Source organism: Rubinisphaera margarita (assembly GCF_022267515.1).
Classification (GTDB): domain Bacteria; phylum Planctomycetota; class Planctomycetia; order Planctomycetales; family Planctomycetaceae; genus Rubinisphaera; species Rubinisphaera margarita.
The window spans coordinates 415,860-436,096 of record NZ_JAKFGB010000014.1; the positions used below are offsets into that span (position 1 = coordinate 415,860).

Consider the following 20,237-nt stretch of genomic DNA (forward strand, 5'->3'; position numbering starts at 1 on the left):
CTGCCCATCATGCGGTGTTGCGGCGTTTCGTTCGCAACACCGTAGCGGTGTGGAGGGTGCGTCAGGATTTCAGACAAAATTTTTGAACGTACATGTTTCGACTTGAACAAATGTCCGACATCAGCGATCGTTGATGCTATGGACGGCTTCCTGTGGCAATCTGTTTGACCTCCGTCCAGATCGATCCAATTCGTAGTTCCGAGTTCTCGGATTTTTCTGTGTCGGTTGTTCTGTTCAGGGAGTCCCCATGTCGCCGTGCCGCCCCCATTCTCGTCAGAGATCCGCATTCACGCTGATCGAACTTCTTGTTGTCATCGCAATCATTGCGATCCTTGTTGCCCTGCTGCTGCCCGCAGTCCAACAGGCCCGGGAGGCAGCTCGCAGGAGTTCCTGTAAGAACAATCTCAAGCAGATTGGCCTGGCATTGCACAACTACCACGACACGTTCAAAGTGTTCCCGCCGGGATACATCGGCGATTACGGGCACTACAGCAATTCGGGAACCACCCCTTCGATTCATCCCAAGGGAGCGACAAGTGCGGGAGGAAACGGGGCCGCACAATGGAACTGGACGGCTTTCATCGCTTCGATGATGGAACAGTCCGCCGCTTACGATCTTCTCGACGTTTCCGGCCGTCACGGTGGTGCCGCGATCGACGCCTGGTCGGCGACCGGAAATACGTTTCAGACTCCGGTGTCCGCGTTTCGCTGTCCGTCTGACGTAGCTCCGGACGTTGGAACGGGTCATCGCCGCGTGCGGGGTTCGACCAGCGGAACACTGCGGGCTGTGGCGATCACGAATTACATTGGTGTGAACCGCGGAGCGAATAACCGGAACGTGTGGGCTCGAAAGACCCAGGCGAACGGAATCTTTACCGTCGACAGCAAAACCCGCATGAGGGACATCACGGATGGGACCAGTAACACGCTGATCATCGGCGAGCGATGCTGGGAGTACAAAGTCACGAACCCGGGTTCTGGTGCGGTTGAAACTGTGAACGCCAATGCTGGAAATCTCTGGGTTACCCGATCCTCGAATGATGCGGACGTTCAATGCACAGGCTGTGGCTACGGAGACGCTCTTGGCGTGACCGGCCATGAACCTAACACCAAGAATGTACACGACTCGTCCGATGTCCTGCAGCATAATTACACGCGAGGACAGTTTTCTTCGCTCCACTCAGGTGGAGCGCAATTTGTCCTGGCGGATGGGTCGGTCCGGTTCATCTCTGAGAATCTGAGTAACGCCACTTACACCCTGTTGGGTAACCGACGTGACGGTAACGTGATTGGTGCGTTTTAAGACGATTCGCCGGCTGCGGGTTCATTTGCCCGCAGCCGGCATTCCTATCTGAGTGAGTATCATCAGGCAGAGCCGCATTGTCAGTGGTCCTGATCCTTGTGGCCTGCCTTCCCTTGCCGTTCAGGCATCAGTGAACAGGTTGCACATCCTATGACGAAGACTTCGCTGCGAATTTGCTCTCTTGTTATCCCGGTTTTTGCCCTCGGTCTCCTCACGGGTTGCGGCGGCGACTCCGGTCCGAGTCGCGTGCCCGTTTCCGGGAAAATTACGGTCGACGGCAATCCGATTGAGCTGGCTCAAATCGAGTTCCGCCCGAACGTCGGCAAGGGAGACATCACCAATGCTCCAACCGCTTTCGGGTATGTGAAGAACGGGGAGTATTCGATCCCGGAAGTAACCGGTGCGATTGTTGGCGAGCACGATGTTACCGTCCGGGTCGTGGAGCCGAGCGAAGAAGAAGAGGATGAGGAAACCGTGGTGGGTGAGTTTCGGACGACCGCCACCGTCCAGAAAGACGGCGAGCATGTTCACAACTTCGACTTCACCCAGGGAGAAATCGTTCGTCCTGAAGATGAAGAGAACTAATCGAGGCGACGTCATCCCGTGCTGGCAGCGTGGTTTGCCGGGCGGTGCAGCGATCGGTGTTAGAGTCTGCCGATTTTCTCCAGGTTGACTCAGACAAGGGTGAAGACCTTCACTCGTCGCGACGATAATCAACGTAAGTGGTTCCCAGCTTACAGGTTATCGCCATGCGCACTCTATCCAGTCTTCATCTCTTCGCGACTCTTCTGATTCTGGCTGCATTGCCGGGCTGTACTGGTCTGCGCGGGTTCCCCAGTCTGATTTACCTCAATGCCGATACGAACAGCTACTCCCGGCCGAGCCTGATCTTTGAACGGATCGGCCATGACAGTTCGCCTCCGGCGTCTACGGCCTACTTTGGCTGGCTGCATGGTCCGGCATCGATGACGCCGGCTCCTTCGGAGTATCAGACGGCTTCTTCGCAAGTGACGCCGAATCACGCGACCGTGAATTCCCAGCCGATGGGTGTCCGCGAGTCGCTGAGACCGATGTCCGAGCCGGGATCTGTCGAGAGACCGATCGCGCCAGCCCCGCCGGCGGCGCCTATTGAGATTATCGTGCCCCCAGAGCTTGCTCCTCCGCCGGTTCAGTTTCCGCGGCAGGTGCCGCTTCCCGGTGCCCCGGCTGAGACGGAATCGCGACAGGAACTGCCTTTCGACGCCCCGTCCGCGTCCATTCAGCGCTCGACCGTGGTGCAACCTGCGGGGTATGGCCGTCCGAGCCTGCCGAGTTCACGAGTTCTGTTTGCCCGGCCGTAGTGGGAGCTTCGCGGTCATGGTGTGCCGTAAAGTCCTTAATCATATGGGCTTGCTTCATGCGGAACGGCCGAGTCCGACTCTCTGTTCGACGCTTCGACCGACGTGCTACACTGCGCGGGGAAGTGTTGCATAGCGGTTCATAGGGAGCGGTTCGATTCACAAGAATAAATGGGTCCATCTGGCGGTTGGGTTCTCCATCACGATCGCCTGTCTGGCGTGGGCGGTGCGAGATGTCGACTGGACGGAAGTCGGACGACAGTTTTCGAACGCCCGTTATGAAACGATCCCTCTTTACCTGATCGCTCTGGCGGCGTTCTATGTGCTCAAGGCGATCCGCTGGAAATGGATCCTGTTGCCGCTCAAGGATGTGCCGGCCCGCCGGGCCGCCGGGCCGATGATGATCGGCTTCATGGGCAACAACGTTCTGCCCGCCCGTCTGGGCGAACTGATCCGCGTGTTCATGCTCAGCAGGCAGGAGAAGATTCCGGCTGCGGCCGTGTTCTCCAGTGTGGCGATTGAACGCGTGCTCGATCTCCTCGCGGTTCTGTCTCTGGTTGGTCTGGGCATGATTACCGTGCAGAACCTTCCCCCAGTCTTTGTGGAGCGCTTCTTCTATATTGGACTTGTCGCGATCGCGATGGTCGTGGTGTTGATTCTGGCCGTGATCTGGATCGAACGAGCCGTCCGACTGGCTCGCTGGCTGATCGAACATTTGCCGCTGGGATCCGAACTTAAGCACAAGCTGACCGAACTTGTCGTCGCGGCGGCGGAAGGAACCGGGGTGTTGCGACGGGGCCGTCTGCTTGCCCTTCTGATGCTGAATTCTTTCGTTCAGTGGAGCCTGAACTGCGTCCTCATCCTGATCTCGCTCTGGAGTTTCGGGGTCGAAGTCCCCTTCCCGGCCACCTTGATTCTGCTGGGCGTGCTTGTATTTGCCGTCACTATTCCGACCTCGCCCGGCTTTTTCGGAGCCATTCAGGTCGCCTTCGTCGAGACGCTGAAGATCTTCGATGTCTCGGCGAACGCGGCCTTTGCGGCTTCGATTTATTACCACCTGCTGCAGTATGTTGTGGTGACCGCGATCGGTTTCTGGTACCTCGGCCGCTCCGGTTTCTCGCTGGAACGCCTTCAGGACGAAGCCGAACATGTTGATGAAGAGATCGAAGCCACCGCCTGATTCGGGGCGGTGCGAGCCGTTATTGACCGATTTTCCCGGAAAATATACAGTCCGCGCAGTGCTTCGGACGGCGATCGGGTCAACAGCAACGTTGCGGGCCCGCAGCCGAATTCAGGATGAGAGCGGCGCTCCATGAGTTACGGTGACGATTCTACGATGACTCCGATGACGGCTCGCAGTCGCGGCTGGCCGTGTCTGCGGCAGTTCTGCGTCTTTATGGAGAACCGCGTCGGGCGTCTGCACGAGTTGTTTCAGGTGCTGGAACGCAATGAACTTCGCGTCATCGCGATGAGCGTGGTCGACTCGGCGGATTTTTCAACCCTCCGCCTGATGGTCGACGATGCCGACCGGGCCCGGGAACTGTTCAAGCTCTCGAATTTCACCTGGTTCGAGAACAATGTCGTCGGCGTCTGCCTGCCGGACGATCCGCAGCCGATGGTTCGCGTCTGCCTGGCTCTGATGCAGGCCGAGCTCAATATTCAGTACACCTATCCTCTGATCTACCGGCGTGGTGGACGCGGAGCGATTGCCATTTCCGTCGATGATGTCGACATCGCCATGCAGATTCTGCGGGATCGCGGTCTGGAGATTATCACGGAAGACGATCTGAGGGACGACGACCATTACTTCTGTTGATCCCGATTCGTCCGCCGGCCGGCCGAACATGCGGCGCCTCGCGATTGCTCTACTGAAGTGGAGCCTGTTCATCGTTGTGATGATCTTCGTGGTCCGCTACGGCTATCGTCAGACGCAGCAAATCGACTGGCGGTCGATCTCGTGGTCGCCGGGCTGGTTGATTCTCGCTGTGATCGTCTACTTCCTCGGGTGGATCCCGGCGGCCTGGGTCTGGGGCGAACTGATGCGCTCGGCCGGGGCCTCGATTGATTCCTATTCGCTGCTCCGGGCTCACTTCTGCGGACACATCGGGAAGTATGTGCCGGGCAAAGCGCTGGCTCTGGTGATTCGAGCCGCCCTGGTTCGCGAGTTCAATATCGGGATGGGTCTGGCCGCGATGATGGCGACTGTCGAAACCCTCTTCACGATGTCGACCGGGATGCTGCTGACCGTGGTTCTGTTGCCGGTCGTACTCGGGACCGCCAGTCCTCAGTTGATTGCCGAAGCGCCGCCGCAACTGGCGCCGATCTTTCAGGCTCCTTCGTGGCAGCGCTGGCTCGCTGCGGGAGTTGTCGTGATTGTTGCCGCGGCTCTGATTCCTGTCTTCTCGAGACTGCTGGCACTGGCGGCAAAGAAGCTCTCGGGAAAATCTTCGAACGGATCTCAACCGCCGGAACTGCGTCTGCCATTCAAGACCGTGCTTCTGTGGGGGATTGTGATCGGCATCGGCTGGCTGCTGAATGGGCTGTCGCTCGGTCTGGTCCTCAAGGGCATCGGCATCAATCCTGATCTCACCAATCAGCCCCTGCTGTGGACCTGTGCGGTCGCGGGGGCAACTTCGCTCGGCTTCTGGGTGCTGTTCGCTCCCGGCGGCCTCGGCGTTCGCGAAGCCATTCTGGTCGGTCTACTCCAGTTGTCTCCGCAGATTGACACCTCAATCGCCGTCCTGGCATCGGTCCTGCTGCGACTGGTCTCTTTCGGTAGCGAAGTCGTGTTCGCTCTGTTGCTGTATGCCGTGCCGCGACGACGAATCATCGCTCCAGAGGAATCGGCAGAGTAGCTCCGTTTGGCTGTTAGTCGGCGATTTCTTTCAGCACCTCGGTCGCGGCGTCGATTGTGGCGTCGAGATCTTCATCCGTGTGGGCGGCTGAGATGAAGAGGGCTTCGTACTGGCTGCAGGGGAAGTAGATGCCCCGGTCGAGCAGGCCGTGGAAGAAGCGGGCGAAACGCTTCGTGTCGTTCTGACTGGAGATCGAATAGTTCTTTACCGGCTGGTCGTTGAAGAACAGCGTCATCATGCTGCCGACGCGGGCGAGTTGATGCGGGATCCCGGCAGCTTCCGCGGCGGCCTTCAGTCCGGCTTCCAGTTTCGCGCCCGCCTCATCGAGCCGCGGATACGGATCGAGTTCCTTGAGCAGTTGCAGGGTCGTGAGTCCAGCCGCCATAGCAACGGGATTTCCGGACAGTGTCCCGGCCTGATACACGGGCCCTTCTGGCGAGACGCGGCTCATGATTTCGTTCTTGCCGCCGTAAGCACCGACAGGCATGCCGCCGCCGATGATTTTCCCCATCGCGGTGAGATCCGGCGTGATGCCGAACAGAGTCTGAGCGCCGCCGAAAGCAACGCGGAAACCGGTCATCACTTCGTCGAAGATCAGAACCGTTCCATTGTCGTCACAAAGTCGGCGCAGCGTCTGCAGAAACTCCTGATCAGGAACGACGGTTCCCATGTTGCCGACGACCGGTTCGAGAATCACACAGGCGATTTCGGAGCCGTACTTCTGGAAGGTCTCTTCGAGCTGCTGGCAGTCGTTGTACTCAACCGAGAGCGTGTCTTTGGTGCAGCCTTCAGGAATGCCGGGGCTCGATGGCGTGCCGAGTGTGAGTGCTCCGCTGCCGGCCTGAACGAGCAGGCTGTCGACATGGCCGTGATAACAGCCGGCGAATTTGACGATGCGATCCCGTCCGGTGTAGCCGCGAGCGACACGAATGGCCGACATCGTCGCTTCGGTACCGGAGTTGACCATGCGGACCTTTTCCAGCGAAGGCACGGCTTCACAGAGAAACTCCGCCATATCGGTCTCAGCGGCAGTCGGAGCACCGAAGCTGGTCCCCTTCTCCAGAGCAGCGGCGATCGCTTCGGTGACTTTGGGATGTCGATGGCCGAGGATCTGCGGCCCCCAGGAGCCGATGTAATCGATGTAGCGGTTGCCATCGAGATCGTACAGGTACGCGCCCTGGGCGCGGTCGATGACTACGGGATCGCCGCCGACGGCTCCGAAGGCGCGAGCGGGACTGTTGACTCCACCCGGGATGACTTTGCGGGCCCGTTCGATCTGCTGCTGACTGGCGGTACGTTTCATGGGGTGTCCTGACTGGTGTTCTTTGCCGGCGGCTCGTTGAAAGAGGGCCGCGATTCCTGATTCGGTGCGGCAGGCGGGAGCCTGCTTGTGGTTGTATTCGTTACGACTTCTGGCGGGTGGCCCACCAGCGTTCGAAGAGGAGGACGTCCATCTTCAGGTCTTCGAGCGTCTGGTACTGTGCGTTGATTTCGCTCACCATGAAGTGGGCGTACTTCTTCTTGTGCAGAAGGTTCCAGATCTCGAACATCAGTTCGCGGGAACAGTACATCGGCCGATGTTCGTCGTGCCCAGGAACATAACCGGGCAGGTGGATGTGATTCAACTTGTCGGGGTACTTCTCGAGAATGCGCGAGACGAGGTCGATCACCTTTTCTCGTGGCCCGTCCTTCAGTGTGAACTTCCACAGATGTTCGATGTCGAGGTTCAGCCCGGGGTTCTTCTCGGCCCAGTCCCAGATCTGCTTCTCATCGAGATAGTGATTCTCGACAGCCAGGCGGATCTCGGGATGCAGAGTTTTCAGTGTCGCTCCCCACTGGTCAATCATCGGCTGGTGAATGACCATCGTGCGGCAGCCGAGCTGGCGATAGAGTTCAACCGCTGCAGCCACGGTCTTCTCCGTCACCTTTTTATTGGGGAAGTGGGGCACGTACTCGAAAGGAAAATCGTGCGCGTTCGCGATGATCTTCTTGACGTTCTCCAGCAGATCGGCCGACAGGTAGAACTCGGCGAAACGGAAGCCGGCTCGCCAGGCGAGTTCGAAGGCAGGCGTTTCCGGGGCGAACTTGGTCGCAATTTTCAGCATGAAAGGTCTCTCTTTCCTCAGTGGAAAGTGGCGTACAGGGGGCCTTCCGCATTATGGCGACTGATCCTCATCGTGCAACGAGGGCCGGTCGGTCAGTCTGTCGCGGCCACGGATCTCGGCTTCACGCATGCGGCCGCAGGACGTTCCGGAGTTGCTCGACGAGAGCTTTCTGAACCGTCCCGGAACGATCGTGATTGCCGCACGCGGCCGACCGCACTCCGAACAGATCGGGCCGCACGCCGGCCTTCAACAGAGACTCCATCGCGCCTTGCGACAGCGAACCGGCGAGGCCAATGCGAATCGCCGACTCTCGACAGAGTTCAACGAGATCCCGGAGTTGATTCACCGGCAGGCTGTCGAGCAGGGACCGTCCCGCTTTCTCGGCTGTATCCACCATCAATCCGTCGTAGCCGATGTTCCGCAATGAGACGATTTGGGGGAAAGCCTTCGACAGCAATGGACGATCGGCGTAGAGTGCGGCAATCCAGCGAGGGCGACTGATTCCGGCCTGATCAAAACGTTGCCTGAGACGCCGGAGCGCTTCTTCCCATTCGGCGGGATCCTCAAGTGTCCCCGGGCCAACCTTCAGATAATCGCAACTGTTGAGCAATGCAGGGATCGGGCGCTCAGCGGGCCATTCATCAAGCTCTCCCAATGCCACGCTGAGCCGGCGGAGGCGGGACGAGCCGAGGTGTTTCGCGATTGACACGATCACATCAACGCATGCCATTCCGAGAGGGCCGTTCGCCGGTTCTTTGATGTCCACGATGCTGCAACCGCCGTCCAGTGCGGAAGTTGCTTCAGGGACATTTCGGACACTGATTAGCAGTTCTGGCATCAGCAAACTTTGATAAAGAGCAGAGAACTCGCGGAATTCCGGACGGAAACTGCAAAACTGATCGTGATGTTTTCCGGAATGCCCTTATAATCCCCGCGTCTGCCGACCTGCAAACGTCAGTCATTACGAGCAGGGAGAGCGTCGTCCAGTTGACGGTCGGCGACAATGCTTCGCCCGTTTCGCGCGAAACGGCACTACCCCGCGGCTTGATGCCGCCCAACCTCCGACGAGTTCCTACACAAATGCAACGTTCCGACCTCCGCAATATCGCCATCATCGCCCACGTCGACCACGGGAAGACCACGCTCGTCGACAGTCTGCTCAAGCAGTCAGGGCAATTCCGCGACTCCCAGCTGACACAGGAGTGCATTCTCGACTCGAACGATCTGGAGCGTGAACGGGGTATTACCATTCTCGCGAAGAATATCGCCCTCAGCTACAACGGCGTGAAGATCAATATCATCGACACCCCGGGCCACGCCGATTTCGGTGGCGAGGTGGAACGCGTTCTCAGTATGGCCGACGGAGCCCTCGTGCTCGTCGATGCCTTCGAAGGTCCGCGTCCCCAGACTCGCTTCGTGCTCTCCAAGGCTCTCGAGCAGAAACTGAAGCCCCTGGTGGTTATCAACAAGATTGACCGCCCCGACTGTCGCCCCGATGAGGTGCTGTCCTTTGTCTTCGACCTGCTGGTCGAACTGGGAGCCGATGACGAGACGCTCGACTTCCCGTACGTCTACGCCAGTGGCCGCAGCGGCTTCGCCACCCACGATCCGAAAGATCGCGAGGGCACCATGCAGCCGCTGCTCGACATGATTATCGAACACATCCCCGGCCCGACCGTTGAGATGGAAGAGCCGTTCCAGATGATTGCGACGACCCTCAGCTGGTCGAAGTACGTCGGCCGGATCGCCACGGGGCGCATCAAGTCGGGCAAAATCAAGACCGGCGAAAAAGTCGTTGTCATGCGGGCCGATGGCAAGCGGGAAAACGCAACCGTGGAACAGGTCGAGGTCTTCAATAACCTGGGCCGCGTCGCCGTTCCGGAAGCCACCGCGGGCGACCTGGTCGCTCTGATCGGACTGCCGGACCCCGAGATCGGCGATACAATCGCCCATCCGTCGGTTACGACCGCCATGCCGCGGATCAAGGTCGATGAACCCACCATCTCGATGACGTTCACGATCAACAGCTCGCCGTTCGCCGGAAAGTCGGGCAAGTTTGTGACGACTCGCCATTTGCGTGAACGTCTTCACCGCGAACTGCAGTCGAATGTCGCCCTTCGCGTTGAAGAAACGGATGTCAAAGAGTGCTTCCGAGTTTCAGGCCGTGGCTTGCTGCATCTGTCGATCCTGATCGAAGAGATGCGACGGGAAGGCTACGAGCTTTCTGTGGGCAAGCCGGAAGTTATTCGCAAAGAGGTCGACGGCGTTATTCACGAGCCATTCGAACAGCTCTCGATCGATGTTCCGACCGATCTGGTTGGAGCGGTGATGGAACTGATCACGCCGCGTCGCGGACAGATGCTCGACATGAGTTCGGGCGATTCCGGTCAGTCGCATCTGGAGTTCATGATTCCCGCTCGTGGCCTCATCGGCCTGCGAACCCGGTTGCTCAATGCGACCCGTGGGGAAGTTGTGGTCAACCATCGCTTCGATTCGTATCGCCCCAGCGAAGGCGAACTGCCGAGCCGGGCGAACGGCGTACTTATCTCTCAGGATTCAGGCAAGGCTTCGGCTTATGCTCTGTGGAAGCTGGGCGAACGAGCCGTGATGTTCATTCCGCCGGGAACCGAGGTCTACACCGGAATGATTGTCGGGGAGAACTCCCGCGACAACGACATGGTCGTGAACCCGATCCGCGAGAAGAAGCTGACGAACGTCCGGGCGTCCGGTTCGGACGATGCCATCCTGCTGCAGCCGCCCCGCGACATGTCGCTGGAAGTGGCTCTGGAGTACATCGAACGGGATGAATATGTCGAAGTCACGCCGGATGCGATTCGCCTGCGGAAGATCGGCCTGACCGAGCAGGAACGTAAGCGTCGCCCGCAACTGGTCAACTCGTAAGACTCAGCCGAGTCGACTGAAAACAGAAAGCCTTCTCCCGGAAATCGAGAGAAGGCTTTTTTTTGTCGCGTGGTTTCCGTTTACAGTCGGTCAGGTGTCGACTGAACTATTCAAAAGAGCGGGTTTCGCACTTCGATTCGCTGGGGAAGTTCTTGGGAACGTCGGTCATGCTGACCTTGCCTGTCGCGGCCCATTCGGTGCCACGCTGCAGCGTCACCTGGAAACCGACGCTGCTCAGCGCGACGGTATCGTGTCCGAGGACGGTGTGGAACACGCGGCCGTCTCCGTATTCGAGTGTCATCAGCATTGGTTCGACTTCGCCTGAGCCACGAGTTTCTGGATCGGAATAAGCGGTCGCCAGCACGTTCAGATTCCGTGCCGGTCCGCGCAGCCGATCGTAGAGCTCGTCTTCGCAGTGCATCCATTTCGAAGGCAGCCCTTTCATGATGGGATGGTCTTCATCGAAGGTGGTGACGACGAACTCGTGCCGCGATCCGTGGCTGCCGCCACGACCGGGCGATTCGTCGCGAACGACCTTGCCCTCGCGGAAGCGGATGTAAGGGCCCGAGGCTTCTGAACGACCGCCCCAGCCACCCAGCCCGATGATCTGGTTGTATTCCGGCCATTCCGGGAAGGAATTGTTAGCTGCGTGGACAGAGACGAACCCGCCTCCATTCTTCACGTAGGCGACGAAGTCCTTGCGGGTCTGTTCCGACCAGAGGGTGCCGTTGTAATTGGAGACGACGACATCGTAGTCGGCGAAGTTGGGCCGGAAGGCGGACATGTCTTCGCCTTTCGGAGGAGACGTCGCCCGATCGACCTGAAAGCGTCCTGTGGACTCCAGAATGTCGATCAGGATCGGCGAAGTGATTTCCCACTTGTGATTATTCTGGCCATCGACCAGCAGGACTGACAACTTGTCGGCGGCGGAAGTGGAAGTCGCGGAAACGAGGACGACGGACAGAATCAGACCGAGCAACTTGTAGATTCTCATGATGTGTTTCACTCCTGTGAGGGCAAAAAAAAAGCTGCCCGCCAGGCGGACAGCTCTGTTTGATTGTCTGGACTACTTCGCTTTGAAGCAGTACAGGCGGGACCGGTCGGCGACGTACATCTTGCCGTTGGCAAATGTCGCCGTGCTGTAGATCGACGAATCGAACAGCTTTTCGGCCAGCACCTTTTCTTCCTTACCGGCCTGAAGAATAACGAGGTCGCCGTCTTCATCGCCCAGGAAGACCTTGCCGTCTGCAACCATCGGGGAACCCCAGATGGCGGCAAAGGCGTCGTATTCCCAGTAGCGTTCCCCGGTCTTGAAATCGATGCAGTGGAGGAAGCCACTCAGGTCCGGAGCATACACGAGACCATCGTGGATCGCCGCTGTGGAAATCGTGCGGCGGAAGATCAGGTCGCCCTTGCGGCCGGTGATTGAGCCATCGGCATCAACACCACCGACGTGCCAGATCTGAGCCGAGTTCGGGTTCTCTTCGCCTTCCGGAGTGACGGGAGAGACGTCGCCGGTCTTGGTCGCATCGACGCGATAGATGTGGCCAACCCCTTCGCCGTGTTCCGGATCCTGACCGACGGCCAGGATCACGCTGTTCTCAAAGAAGACCGGCGTCGAAACGATGTTGTTTCGCGTTCCACGTCCACCCAGTTCCCAGCGGGAGTCTTTCGGGTTGAGGTCGAACTTCCAGACGATGTCGCCCGACTTGCCATCGAAGGCGTACAGCCAGCCGTCTCCACCAGGCATGTAGACCTGAGCCTGCCCGTTGATCATTCCGACAGCCGGCGAGGACCACTGACCGTGGAGAATCTGGTCGAACGGTTCGTTGCTTTCCCAGATGATCTCACCGGTGTTCTTGTCCATGCACAGGAAGCTCGGAGAGCGAGGAGCAGGGATTTCGAGGTGAGCCTCATCGACCCCGTTGGAGGTCAGCAGATACAGATAATCGCCATGGATGACGGGCGAGCTGGTTGCCAGGTTATGCGGGAACACGCCGAGCGTTTCGATCATATCGTACGACCAGATAATGTCGGCATCCTGCTGTTCGCTGTCGGCTTCTTCGGTGTACGGACCATCGTTCTCGTTGTCCCGAAAACCTTCCAGGTCGAGGCACATCACTTCGCAGCGATTGGTGATGACCCAGACGCGGTTGCCTTCAACACAAGGCGTCGAGCAGATGCCCTGTTCCGGCCAGTCGTTCACACGGCCCTGAGGCAGTTTTTCGCGAGTCAACTGCCAGAGGAACTCGCCGGTTTCGTCGTCGAAGCAGAGGACGACGCCGCGGTCCCCTTCGTGCTGCGGACGGTATTCCCCACCGTTGTTGGTTCCGACCAGCACTTTGCCATTGGCGACAACCGGGTTGCCGTAGGTCTGGGAGCCGAGACGAGCGGTGAAGATCAGGTTCTTCCCTTCAGAAGCTTCGAGAGCCGGCTCGAAGTCGAGCGAAACTCCGGAGATCTTGTTGACCATGTTGCGGGTCGGATCTCCACCCCACATCGGCCAGTCGCCAGCACCCGCGCCGTTCGCCTGAGCGGTTTCCGCCGGCTTGCTGTCAGCCTTGGACGTTTCAGCCGCGGCTGGCTTCTCTTCCTTCATTCCTTTTGCGGCTGTTGTGCCAGCTGGAGCTGGCGTCGACGTGGTGGCCGGGGCCGGGGTTGAGGTCGTTGCCGGAGCAGGAGTGCTCGTTTTGGCCGGTGGCGGAGTCGTGGTCGTAGCCGGGGCTGGCTTGTCAGCCGGCGGCGAAACCTGCGGCACGGTCGTCAGATCGGGAACGATCATCTTCTCGAGAGCGTCCGGAGCCAGGGCTGCCGGAGCAGCATCGTCGGCATGGCCGTGATCACCGTCATGGTCGTGATCGTGTCCATGATCGTCGTCGTGTCCGTGATCATGACCGTGGTCGTCGCCGTGATCATCATCGTGACCCGCTTCTTCCGTCGGCGTGGCAGGTTGGGGAGGTTCAGCACATCCCACCACCCAGACGGCCACGGAGCAGCCGAGCACCGCGAACGAGGTCTGTTGTAAAATGGTTTTCCAGGACCATTGAGGCATCTAAGTAATCCTTTATTTCAGAGGAAGCGGCTTGCGCTCGCTGTGTATCAATTATTCTTCGCGGAAGACTTTGACGTTGTCGAACAGCGAGTCGGCCATGGCGTAAACATAGAAGCCCGGGCTCCCCTGCTCGTTGGGATGTGGATCTTCGGCATCGATGGTCCACTCTTCCGGCTCGTCTTCATCACGCTTCCAGACCTTGCCCAGAACATGGGCCACGCCATCGCGGATCTCGACTTTACACTTCATCGTGTACCAGACATCCGGATCGGAGCGGTACTTCACTTCCTTGGCCATCCGCAGGTGCGGAGCCCAGCTCTGCACTGTCAGCTTGCCAAAGTTTCCTTTGAGAATCAGGTTGTACCGCTGCACGGTAATGCCGACGCTCGGCAACTGGCGAGCCGATTCTTTCATCATCACATCGGCCTGCATCGTGTAGCCGGACATTTCCGGATAGCCGATCCACATGTAGGCGGAAGGACGTCCCTTGTTCAGGGAGTTAATCAGCACGTTTTCGCCATCGACCTGATGCGGCTTGAGCTTCAGGAACGCATTGACCCATGTTGGCGGAACCTGGGTTCCAGTCAGGCCATCGAAGTTCCAGCTCCAGTCGCCGCCCGGGAAGTACCGGACGCGAGCGGTGGTGGTCAGATCCCCCGCCTTGGCCGTGACCAGGCCGGCGTAGTCCTTTTTGCCACCTTCCAGAACCAGCTTCTTCCCGTCTGCTTTGGCGACAGAAGCCAGTGCATCGTCCGGGGTCAGTTCGAAGTCGAGCGTCTTCAGGAAGACACCGTTCTTGTCGTAAGCACGCAGTTCATATTCGACGGAGCCATTGTCGGTGACGTAAGTCTCGTACGGCATCAGGTGAATGGTGTCGATCTCGTCGCCGGCACTTTCTTCCTTCGCCAGCGGCGGAATCGGGTCTGCTTCGACCTTGGCATCTTTGTCGCCGATGCAGATCATCCGGTCGCGAGTACAGAAGTAGACGCGTCCGTTGGCAATGGCGGGTGAGGCATAGATCTCATCGTATCCAGCCGATTCGGTGGCCAGCAGCTGCGTGTGGTACAGCGATTCGCACTTCTCGCGGCTTGGCTTGAGAATGTGAATGTTGCCGTTCACTTCCATCACATACAGCTTGCCATCGGCCCAGACCGGCGAACCTTTGCCGACGGTTCCCAAGGAATGGCTCCACAACTGGTCGCCCGTCTTGGAATCGAAGGCGACCAGGTTGCCGGTGTCAGTCACGACATACAGGATGCCGTCCTTGACCAGCAGGCTGGCATAGCCCGCTTTGATATCATCGACACGCCAGACCGAAGCGGTTTTGGTCACATCGCCTTCGCCGGTGGCCCGCAGGCACTCGACGCGGCCGAACTTGATGTTGTCGACGTTGTCTTCCCCGTGCGACATGTAGACGAGATCACCGTCGACAACCGGAGAGGAGTTCAATCCCCGTTTCGACATCTTGTGACCCCAGATCGTTTTCCCTGTGCGGGCGTTGATCGCGTAAAGGCCGCCATCCGGGTTCCCGGCAATCATCATTCGCTGACCGTTGATCACGGTGATAATCGGACCGGAGTAGTTGGTGTCCAGCGGAGCCCCGCCCACCTGAGAAGCCCACTGCAGTGAACCCGTCTTTTTATCGAAGGAGTAGTAAGTCTGCTTGGGCGGCGGAGCGGCGGTGTCACCCCAGTTGAGTCCAAAGAAGCTGACGATCACGCGATCTTCATCGATGATCGGAGTCTGGGTTCGTCCGCCGTAGCCGGAGATCTTGCCATACTCTTCGAACAGCGAGTGCTGCCAGAGCACTTCACCTTCCGGGCTGTAGCATTTGAAGAGACCACTGACGGAGTGAACATAAACGTTGCCCGTTTCCGGATCGCCGACCATCGAGGCCCAGCCCACTCGCGGTGCGGGAATGTCGGTCTGAAAGACGTTGAAGACGTCCTTCCAGAGGACGTCGCCCGTTTCCGCATCCCAGCAGACAACCTGTTCGCGGGCGTGAATCTTTTCTTTCGGATCGGTCACGTCATCGGCCGTGCGGCAGTTGAGGTAAACGCGACCGTTCATGACAACTGGAGTCGATCGACCGCCGATTTCGGAAGTCCAGAGGACGTTTTCCCCGGTCTCGAGATCGAAGCTTTCCGGCAGATTCTTTTCGCGGCTGACGCCGTTCATTTCCGGGCCACGCCAATGCGCCCAGTCATTAGCGTTCAGCGTTGTCGCGAACACCAGTAACAGGCATAACCCTGCCAGGTGTGAGAACTTCATAGCTGATTCCTTTGCGTGCAAGTCAAGGAGTGATGAGGTGTGTTCAAGCGGGCTGGAGTCAATCGTCTCGCTGTTTTCCGTCAACGTCTGCGTCGTCAGAATGTCGTCGATTGATATGTTGATGCAGGCCTTTCGAGTGTACGCATCCGCTCTTCGGTTGTAAACGATGACGTAGCCTGCCCAGATCAACGCGGCTGGTTCGTCTTCCTCGCGGCGATGGTCGCCTTCATCGAGCGGCGTCGGGAATGCGGTTCATTGTATAGTAGGCCGATCGCGGAAATAGCCCGAGGCTTTCCGCCAGGTGCAGTTCGTAAACGTAGGCCGGTCGCAGTTCGTCGACCTGCAGCTGAATGGTCCGTCCATCATCGGAGACGGTTATCGCTTCAATCGCGGGGCGATAGCGGCCGGAATCGGGCGTGGCGTAATCTCCTTCCCAGACGCGGGTATAGCCCACGAGATTGTACGTCTCTTTCTCGCGAAGCGTTTGACCGTCGAGTGGTTCGAGCAGTTCAATGTCGAAGCCATCGGCCGTCGCGCGGACTTCCCGAATGCCATTCGGAAACTCATTCTGAGGCGTCATCCGAACGATCTCGCCCGTGTTCTGGCCGCCGCGCCACCCGCTGTCGTGGATGTTCCCGATATAAATGTTGCCATCTGGACCTACGGTTCCGCACATCGGACCGAGGAAGACCGGGGCATCGTCCGGCAGTTGTTCCGCCGATTCCGTCATCGCGTAGCACGCGCCCTGCACTTCTCCGCCGACGTCCTGCAGCGAGAAGCGGACCAGGAAGCGGTAATTGTACTCGCAGCCGACGCCGTGTCCGCGGAACGCTTTCAACCCCGGTGACTCGATGTCCTCCGGAATGAAGAAGATCCCGTTTACGCTGCGAGTCCACGGGTGTGGAATCTGAATGGCTGCTCGTTTCTCCTCGCCGTTCGCACCCTGCAAGGCAGGCACTCCGTACTGCGCGCCGGGGACGATGTGATTGATCTCGTTGAAACAGTTCTGGACCCCCTGCTGATCGCTGACGAAAATCCGGCCGCGACTGTCAGCCGCGATGCCGATGGGGTACCGGAGAGCCGAACCGATCTGTGTTGGTTCCTTCGATTCATTGATTCTCAGAACATCGCCTCGCCAGCGAATCAGAGCAGGATCACGTTTCGGCTGAGCGTAGTCGCTGCCTGTGGCCACGTAGAGATTGCCCTCATCGTCTTTGGCGAAGCCGGTCACCCAGTCGTGATAGTTATCGCTGTGCCCCCAGCCATCGGCGACCAGGTCCACGGTGGGATGCGAAGTTCGATAGTTCTCGACCTTCAGGATGTCCGGCTTGTGAGCGATGTAGAGGGAATCGTCCTCCACATGCAGGCCGAACGGTGCGGCGAGGCCTGAAGCGATAACCTCGAGCTTGTCGCCGAGTCCATCGTTGTCGGAATCGTCGACGGCGTAGACCTGCCCTTTCAGAGACGATACCAGGAGCTGGTCCTTTCTTGACCATGCGAATGCCGTCGGCATCAAATTGCTGCTCAACGGCAGACGCTCGGTTTTGAAGCCGGGAGTTCCAGAAAGGACATCGGGACGTGTGGAGACTTCGGGCTTCTCGGCAAACGGAGTGAGCACGCGGTTGTTCAACGCAGTGAGGTAGCTCAACTGGAGTGTTTGTAGCGAGTCCGATTGAGATTCGAACGACAATGAAGTCTGGGACGTTCCGAGCGGCATCTGCTTGCCGCCTGCCTGCAGACGCGGTTCCCCCAGCAGGGGGCCTTCCGCCGACTGGCGCAGTTGCAGTTGATATCCGTTGGGAATGCCGCCGGCTTCGATCACGCGAGAAAATCCGGTGTCGGCCGAGCTTTTCGCAGTCGTCCATCGTTCGCGAATCTGCACAGGAATGCGTCGTCCGTCGACCGGAAACCACAGGTCATAGGTGAACTGCACCCCGTCTGAGATAATCTGATAATCGTGCAGTGAAGCCGCCCGGCCTGATTCGAGCTGGGGGGCGATCGGTGAAGACTCTTTCTCGTCAGAGGCGAGCAGAACGAAATCGGAAGGCTGGCTGAAGTTCTTAACGACCGGAGCGCCAGTCAGTTTCCACAGCCACGATTTCCCCTCAGCTTCCTGAGCGGCGAAGTCGCCGTAAGTCCACTCAAGCAGGCGGGCCTGGTCGAGGTCGAACAGCAGACTGTGTCCGTTGTTGAGACCTACGGCGAACGGCCGGGGAATGAACGTACGTTTCTCGCTCGCATTCAGCTCAAAGACATCGCGAATCACCCGGGATGGTTCGTGCGGCTGCACAACGAAGTACTGTTCCACCACGGTGGGATTCGACGGCGCTTTGAAGTCGGGACTGTTGATCGCCTTCCAGACGACCGTCAGCTGATCATGGACATCGTGCACGGCGAAGCCTGGTTTGGCCATGTTATAGCTCGGCATTTCCATGCCCGGCACGATTCGCAGTGGAGACGACACCCAGCGCAGGAAATACGGAGCCCGCAGGCGACTGTCGATTCCGAGCAGATCGGAGCCTCGTGTGCCGAGCGCGGTGTTTCGCGGCTCGTAATCGCCGAACTTGTGGCAGGCGATGCAGTTGAAGGCGCGGCCTCCGGTCAGTTCCCGTCCGGCCAGAAGCTGCTCGGCTGACGTCAGCTCCACAGACGACAATTGCAGACGTTCATCGGGGATGGGATCGGGCAGCCGGTCGTGAGAAATCAGGTAATGAAGTAACTGGTCAGACTCGGTCTTGCTGTGTTTGAACTTTGGCATGCGGACTGACAGCCAGGGGAGTCGTTTCGGCAAGTCGCCGCGAATCCCTTTCGCCAGCGATTCCTCGTGCATGCGATCTCCGACCGCGGTGAGATGCGGCGCGATCATTCCCTGACTCTGTCCGGCGAGTCGCTTGTCGTGCTGCGACACCTCGCCAGCGACCATGGCGATTCCGGTGTTGCGATCGCGAGGATGGCAAGCCAGGCAGTTCTTTTCCGTCAGGAGATCCGCTCCTCGGGCAAAGCTCATCTCACGGAAATGAGGATTCTCTTCATCAATGTTGTGATAGCTCTTGAGCCACGCCTGAATGGCAGACGCATCGGCCTGGGGATAATGCGGCCGGTGGTGAAGCTTCTCGTCGCTGGCAGGTTCGAGGCACCCCGGGCGGTCAGTGCGGCCGGCGAGCGAAATGTATTCACGCGGCTTCGCAGCGGCTTCGTCGTCGGCGGAAGTCTCGTTAAAGCCGGGAATCTCGTGGCAGGCGACGCAGCCAAAGCGGTTGATCAATTTCCTGCCGTGCTCCATGCTCGGATCGTGTTCCGCATTGTCGATCGAGCCCGGATCCTGTTCCAGCGATGCCAGATACATCGCGACCTGCTGGATCTCTTTCTTCTCCAGCGAGGGTTCCGGCATCCGGTGATGTTTGTTGAGTCGAGCCGGATTCTCCAGCCAGCTGATCAACCAGGGTTGACTTCGCTTGGAGCCGACGCCGTCCAGACTTCCTCCGCCGAACAGTCCGTCCGTGCCCAGCTCACCGATCACATGGCAGGCCAGGCAGCCAGCCGAACGGGTCAGCAGTTCGCCTTCTTCACGGTCTTTGTCCTTCAGCTTCCTGTCGGCCCTGGTCAACTGGGGCGACTTCGTGGACGACTTCCGCAGATAGCGGGCGATGTCTGCGGCTTCCTCCGCGGTCATCTTGAAATCGGGCATCTTTTCATGCTGTGTCGCCGGTGTGATCAGCTTGGAAACAATCCAGGCTTCTTCGAGCGCCGTTCCGGCGTGCAGCAGAGAAGGGCCGGGGGAGCTTTCGAGCGTGTTGCTCTTTTCATGGCAGCGATCGCAATGCCGGGCTCGGAATTCGAGCCGGCCCCGTTCGATCTCCGCCAGTTCCGGTTCGCCCTCAAACCGGTAAAGCAGATAAGAAGGAAGGGGCTCGATCGGGAACTTGTCGGAGGACCAGAACAGTTTGACCACTGCCGTGGAGCCTGTTTTTCGATAGTTGATTTCGAGTTCTGTCTCTCCGAAGTTGAGATCGGTTAACTCTCCGGAAACCCACTTCGGTTCCGAAGCAGTCGCCTTGAGGACCGACTTGCCGTCCAGCAGCACATCGACTTCGCCGCAGAGGTAGGCGTGAAAGCGATGAGCTCCGTTGTTTCGGATGAGAAACGCTCCGTCCCAGGTGACGGAAAAGGAGCCGGGAGGCAGTCGCAGATCCGGGGAGCCTTGCTGCCAGTCGAAGGCGATGTCGGGATCGAGTCGCTGAATCGAGACATCGCCTGCCGTGTAGGTGGCCAGCAGGCCGGGAGGGAAATCACTGTCTTCGGGGTCTTCGGCGGGAGCAGCCAGTGCCGTTGAGCAGGGCCACAGAAGGAGGGCGATCAGGACGAGCCGGACCGGATCGGTCCAAAGGCTCTGCTTGTGTCGTGCCATCTGTT

At 58.9% G+C, this 20,237-nt stretch carries 14 protein-coding genes; 7 read left to right on the forward strand and 7 right to left on the reverse strand.

Features of this window, described 5'->3' with window-relative positions; translation table 11 throughout:
• Nucleotides 1-247: 247 nt before the first annotated feature.
• The 6 genes from L1A08_RS14530 to L1A08_RS14555 all read left to right on the forward strand — a co-directional run bounded on the left by L1A08_RS14530 (nucleotide 248) and on the right by L1A08_RS14555 (nucleotide 5,495).
• Nucleotides 248-1,303, forward strand: a complete 1,056-nt coding sequence (locus L1A08_RS14530; protein ID WP_238757166.1) for a DUF1559 domain-containing protein — start codon at nucleotides 248-250, stop codon at nucleotides 1,301-1,303.
• Between the two features lie 150 nt (nucleotides 1,304-1,453).
• Nucleotides 1,454-1,888, forward strand: a complete 435-nt coding sequence (locus L1A08_RS14535; RefSeq protein WP_238757167.1) for a hypothetical protein — start codon at nucleotides 1,454-1,456, stop codon at nucleotides 1,886-1,888.
• 164 nt (nucleotides 1,889-2,052) lie between these two features.
• Nucleotides 2,053-2,643, forward strand: a complete 591-nt coding sequence (locus L1A08_RS14540; RefSeq protein ID WP_238757168.1) for a hypothetical protein — start codon at nucleotides 2,053-2,055, stop codon at nucleotides 2,641-2,643.
• Nucleotides 2,644-2,821: 178 nt separating this feature from the next.
• Nucleotides 2,822-3,820, forward strand: coding sequence for a lysylphosphatidylglycerol synthase transmembrane domain-containing protein (locus L1A08_RS14545; protein ID WP_261362905.1), 999 nt, complete (start codon nucleotides 2,822-2,824; stop codon nucleotides 3,818-3,820).
• 156 nt (nucleotides 3,821-3,976) lie between these two features.
• Nucleotides 3,977-4,456 (forward strand): acetolactate synthase, encoded by a 480-nt coding sequence (locus L1A08_RS14550; RefSeq protein WP_238757170.1) that lies wholly within the window; start codon nucleotides 3,977-3,979, stop codon nucleotides 4,454-4,456.
• Between the two features lie 28 nt (nucleotides 4,457-4,484).
• On the forward strand, nucleotides 4,485-5,495 hold the full coding sequence (locus L1A08_RS14555; protein WP_238757171.1) for a lysylphosphatidylglycerol synthase domain-containing protein: 1,011 nt from the start codon (nucleotides 4,485-4,487) through the stop codon (nucleotides 5,493-5,495).
• A gap of 13 nt (nucleotides 5,496-5,508) precedes the next feature.
• On the opposite strand, the gene hemL is transcribed toward L1A08_RS14555, so the two are convergent.
• The 3 genes from hemL to L1A08_RS14570 all read right to left on the reverse strand — a co-directional run bounded on the left by hemL (nucleotide 5,509) and on the right by L1A08_RS14570 (nucleotide 8,438).
• On the reverse strand, nucleotides 5,509-6,798 hold the full coding sequence (gene hemL, locus L1A08_RS14560) for a glutamate-1-semialdehyde 2,1-aminomutase (protein WP_238757172.1): 1,290 nt from the start codon (nucleotides 6,796-6,798) through the stop codon (nucleotides 5,509-5,511).
• Nucleotides 6,799-6,898: 100 nt separating this feature from the next.
• Entirely contained in the window at nucleotides 6,899-7,600 is a 702-nt protein-coding gene (locus L1A08_RS14565) for a sugar phosphate isomerase/epimerase (RefSeq protein ID WP_238757173.1), read from the reverse strand.
• A 121-nt stretch (nucleotides 7,601-7,721) separates the two neighbouring features.
• Nucleotides 7,722-8,438, reverse strand: coding sequence for a (5-formylfuran-3-yl)methyl phosphate synthase (locus tag L1A08_RS14570; RefSeq protein WP_238757174.1), 717 nt, complete (start codon nucleotides 8,436-8,438; stop codon nucleotides 7,722-7,724).
• A gap of 242 nt (nucleotides 8,439-8,680) precedes the next feature.
• Between L1A08_RS14570 and typA the strand changes: the two genes are divergently transcribed.
• Nucleotides 8,681-10,501, forward strand: coding sequence for a translational GTPase TypA (gene typA / locus L1A08_RS14575; protein WP_238757175.1), 1,821 nt, complete (start codon nucleotides 8,681-8,683; stop codon nucleotides 10,499-10,501).
• Nucleotides 10,502-10,607: 106 nt separating this feature from the next.
• Here the strand turns inward: typA and L1A08_RS14580 are convergent, their stop codons facing one another.
• The 4 genes from L1A08_RS14580 to L1A08_RS14595 all read right to left on the reverse strand — a co-directional run bounded on the left by L1A08_RS14580 (nucleotide 10,608) and on the right by L1A08_RS14595 (nucleotide 20,232).
• On the reverse strand, nucleotides 10,608-11,495 hold the full coding sequence (locus tag L1A08_RS14580; protein WP_238757176.1) for a ThuA domain-containing protein: 888 nt from the start codon (nucleotides 11,493-11,495) through the stop codon (nucleotides 10,608-10,610).
• Nucleotides 11,496-11,567: 72 nt separating this feature from the next.
• Nucleotides 11,568-13,553, reverse strand: a complete 1,986-nt coding sequence (locus L1A08_RS14585) for an outer membrane protein assembly factor BamB family protein (protein WP_238757177.1) — start codon at nucleotides 13,551-13,553, stop codon at nucleotides 11,568-11,570.
• Nucleotides 13,554-13,604: 51 nt separating this feature from the next.
• The gene (locus L1A08_RS14590) at nucleotides 13,605-15,824 is read right to left on the reverse strand and encodes an outer membrane protein assembly factor BamB family protein (protein ID WP_238757178.1); all 2,220 of its coding nucleotides are present in this window, start codon (nucleotides 15,822-15,824) and stop codon (nucleotides 13,605-13,607) included.
• 226 nt (nucleotides 15,825-16,050) lie between these two features.
• Nucleotides 16,051-20,232, reverse strand: coding sequence for a c-type cytochrome (locus L1A08_RS14595; protein ID WP_238757179.1), 4,182 nt, complete (start codon nucleotides 20,230-20,232; stop codon nucleotides 16,051-16,053).
• Between the last annotated feature and the right edge of the window lie 5 nt (nucleotides 20,233-20,237).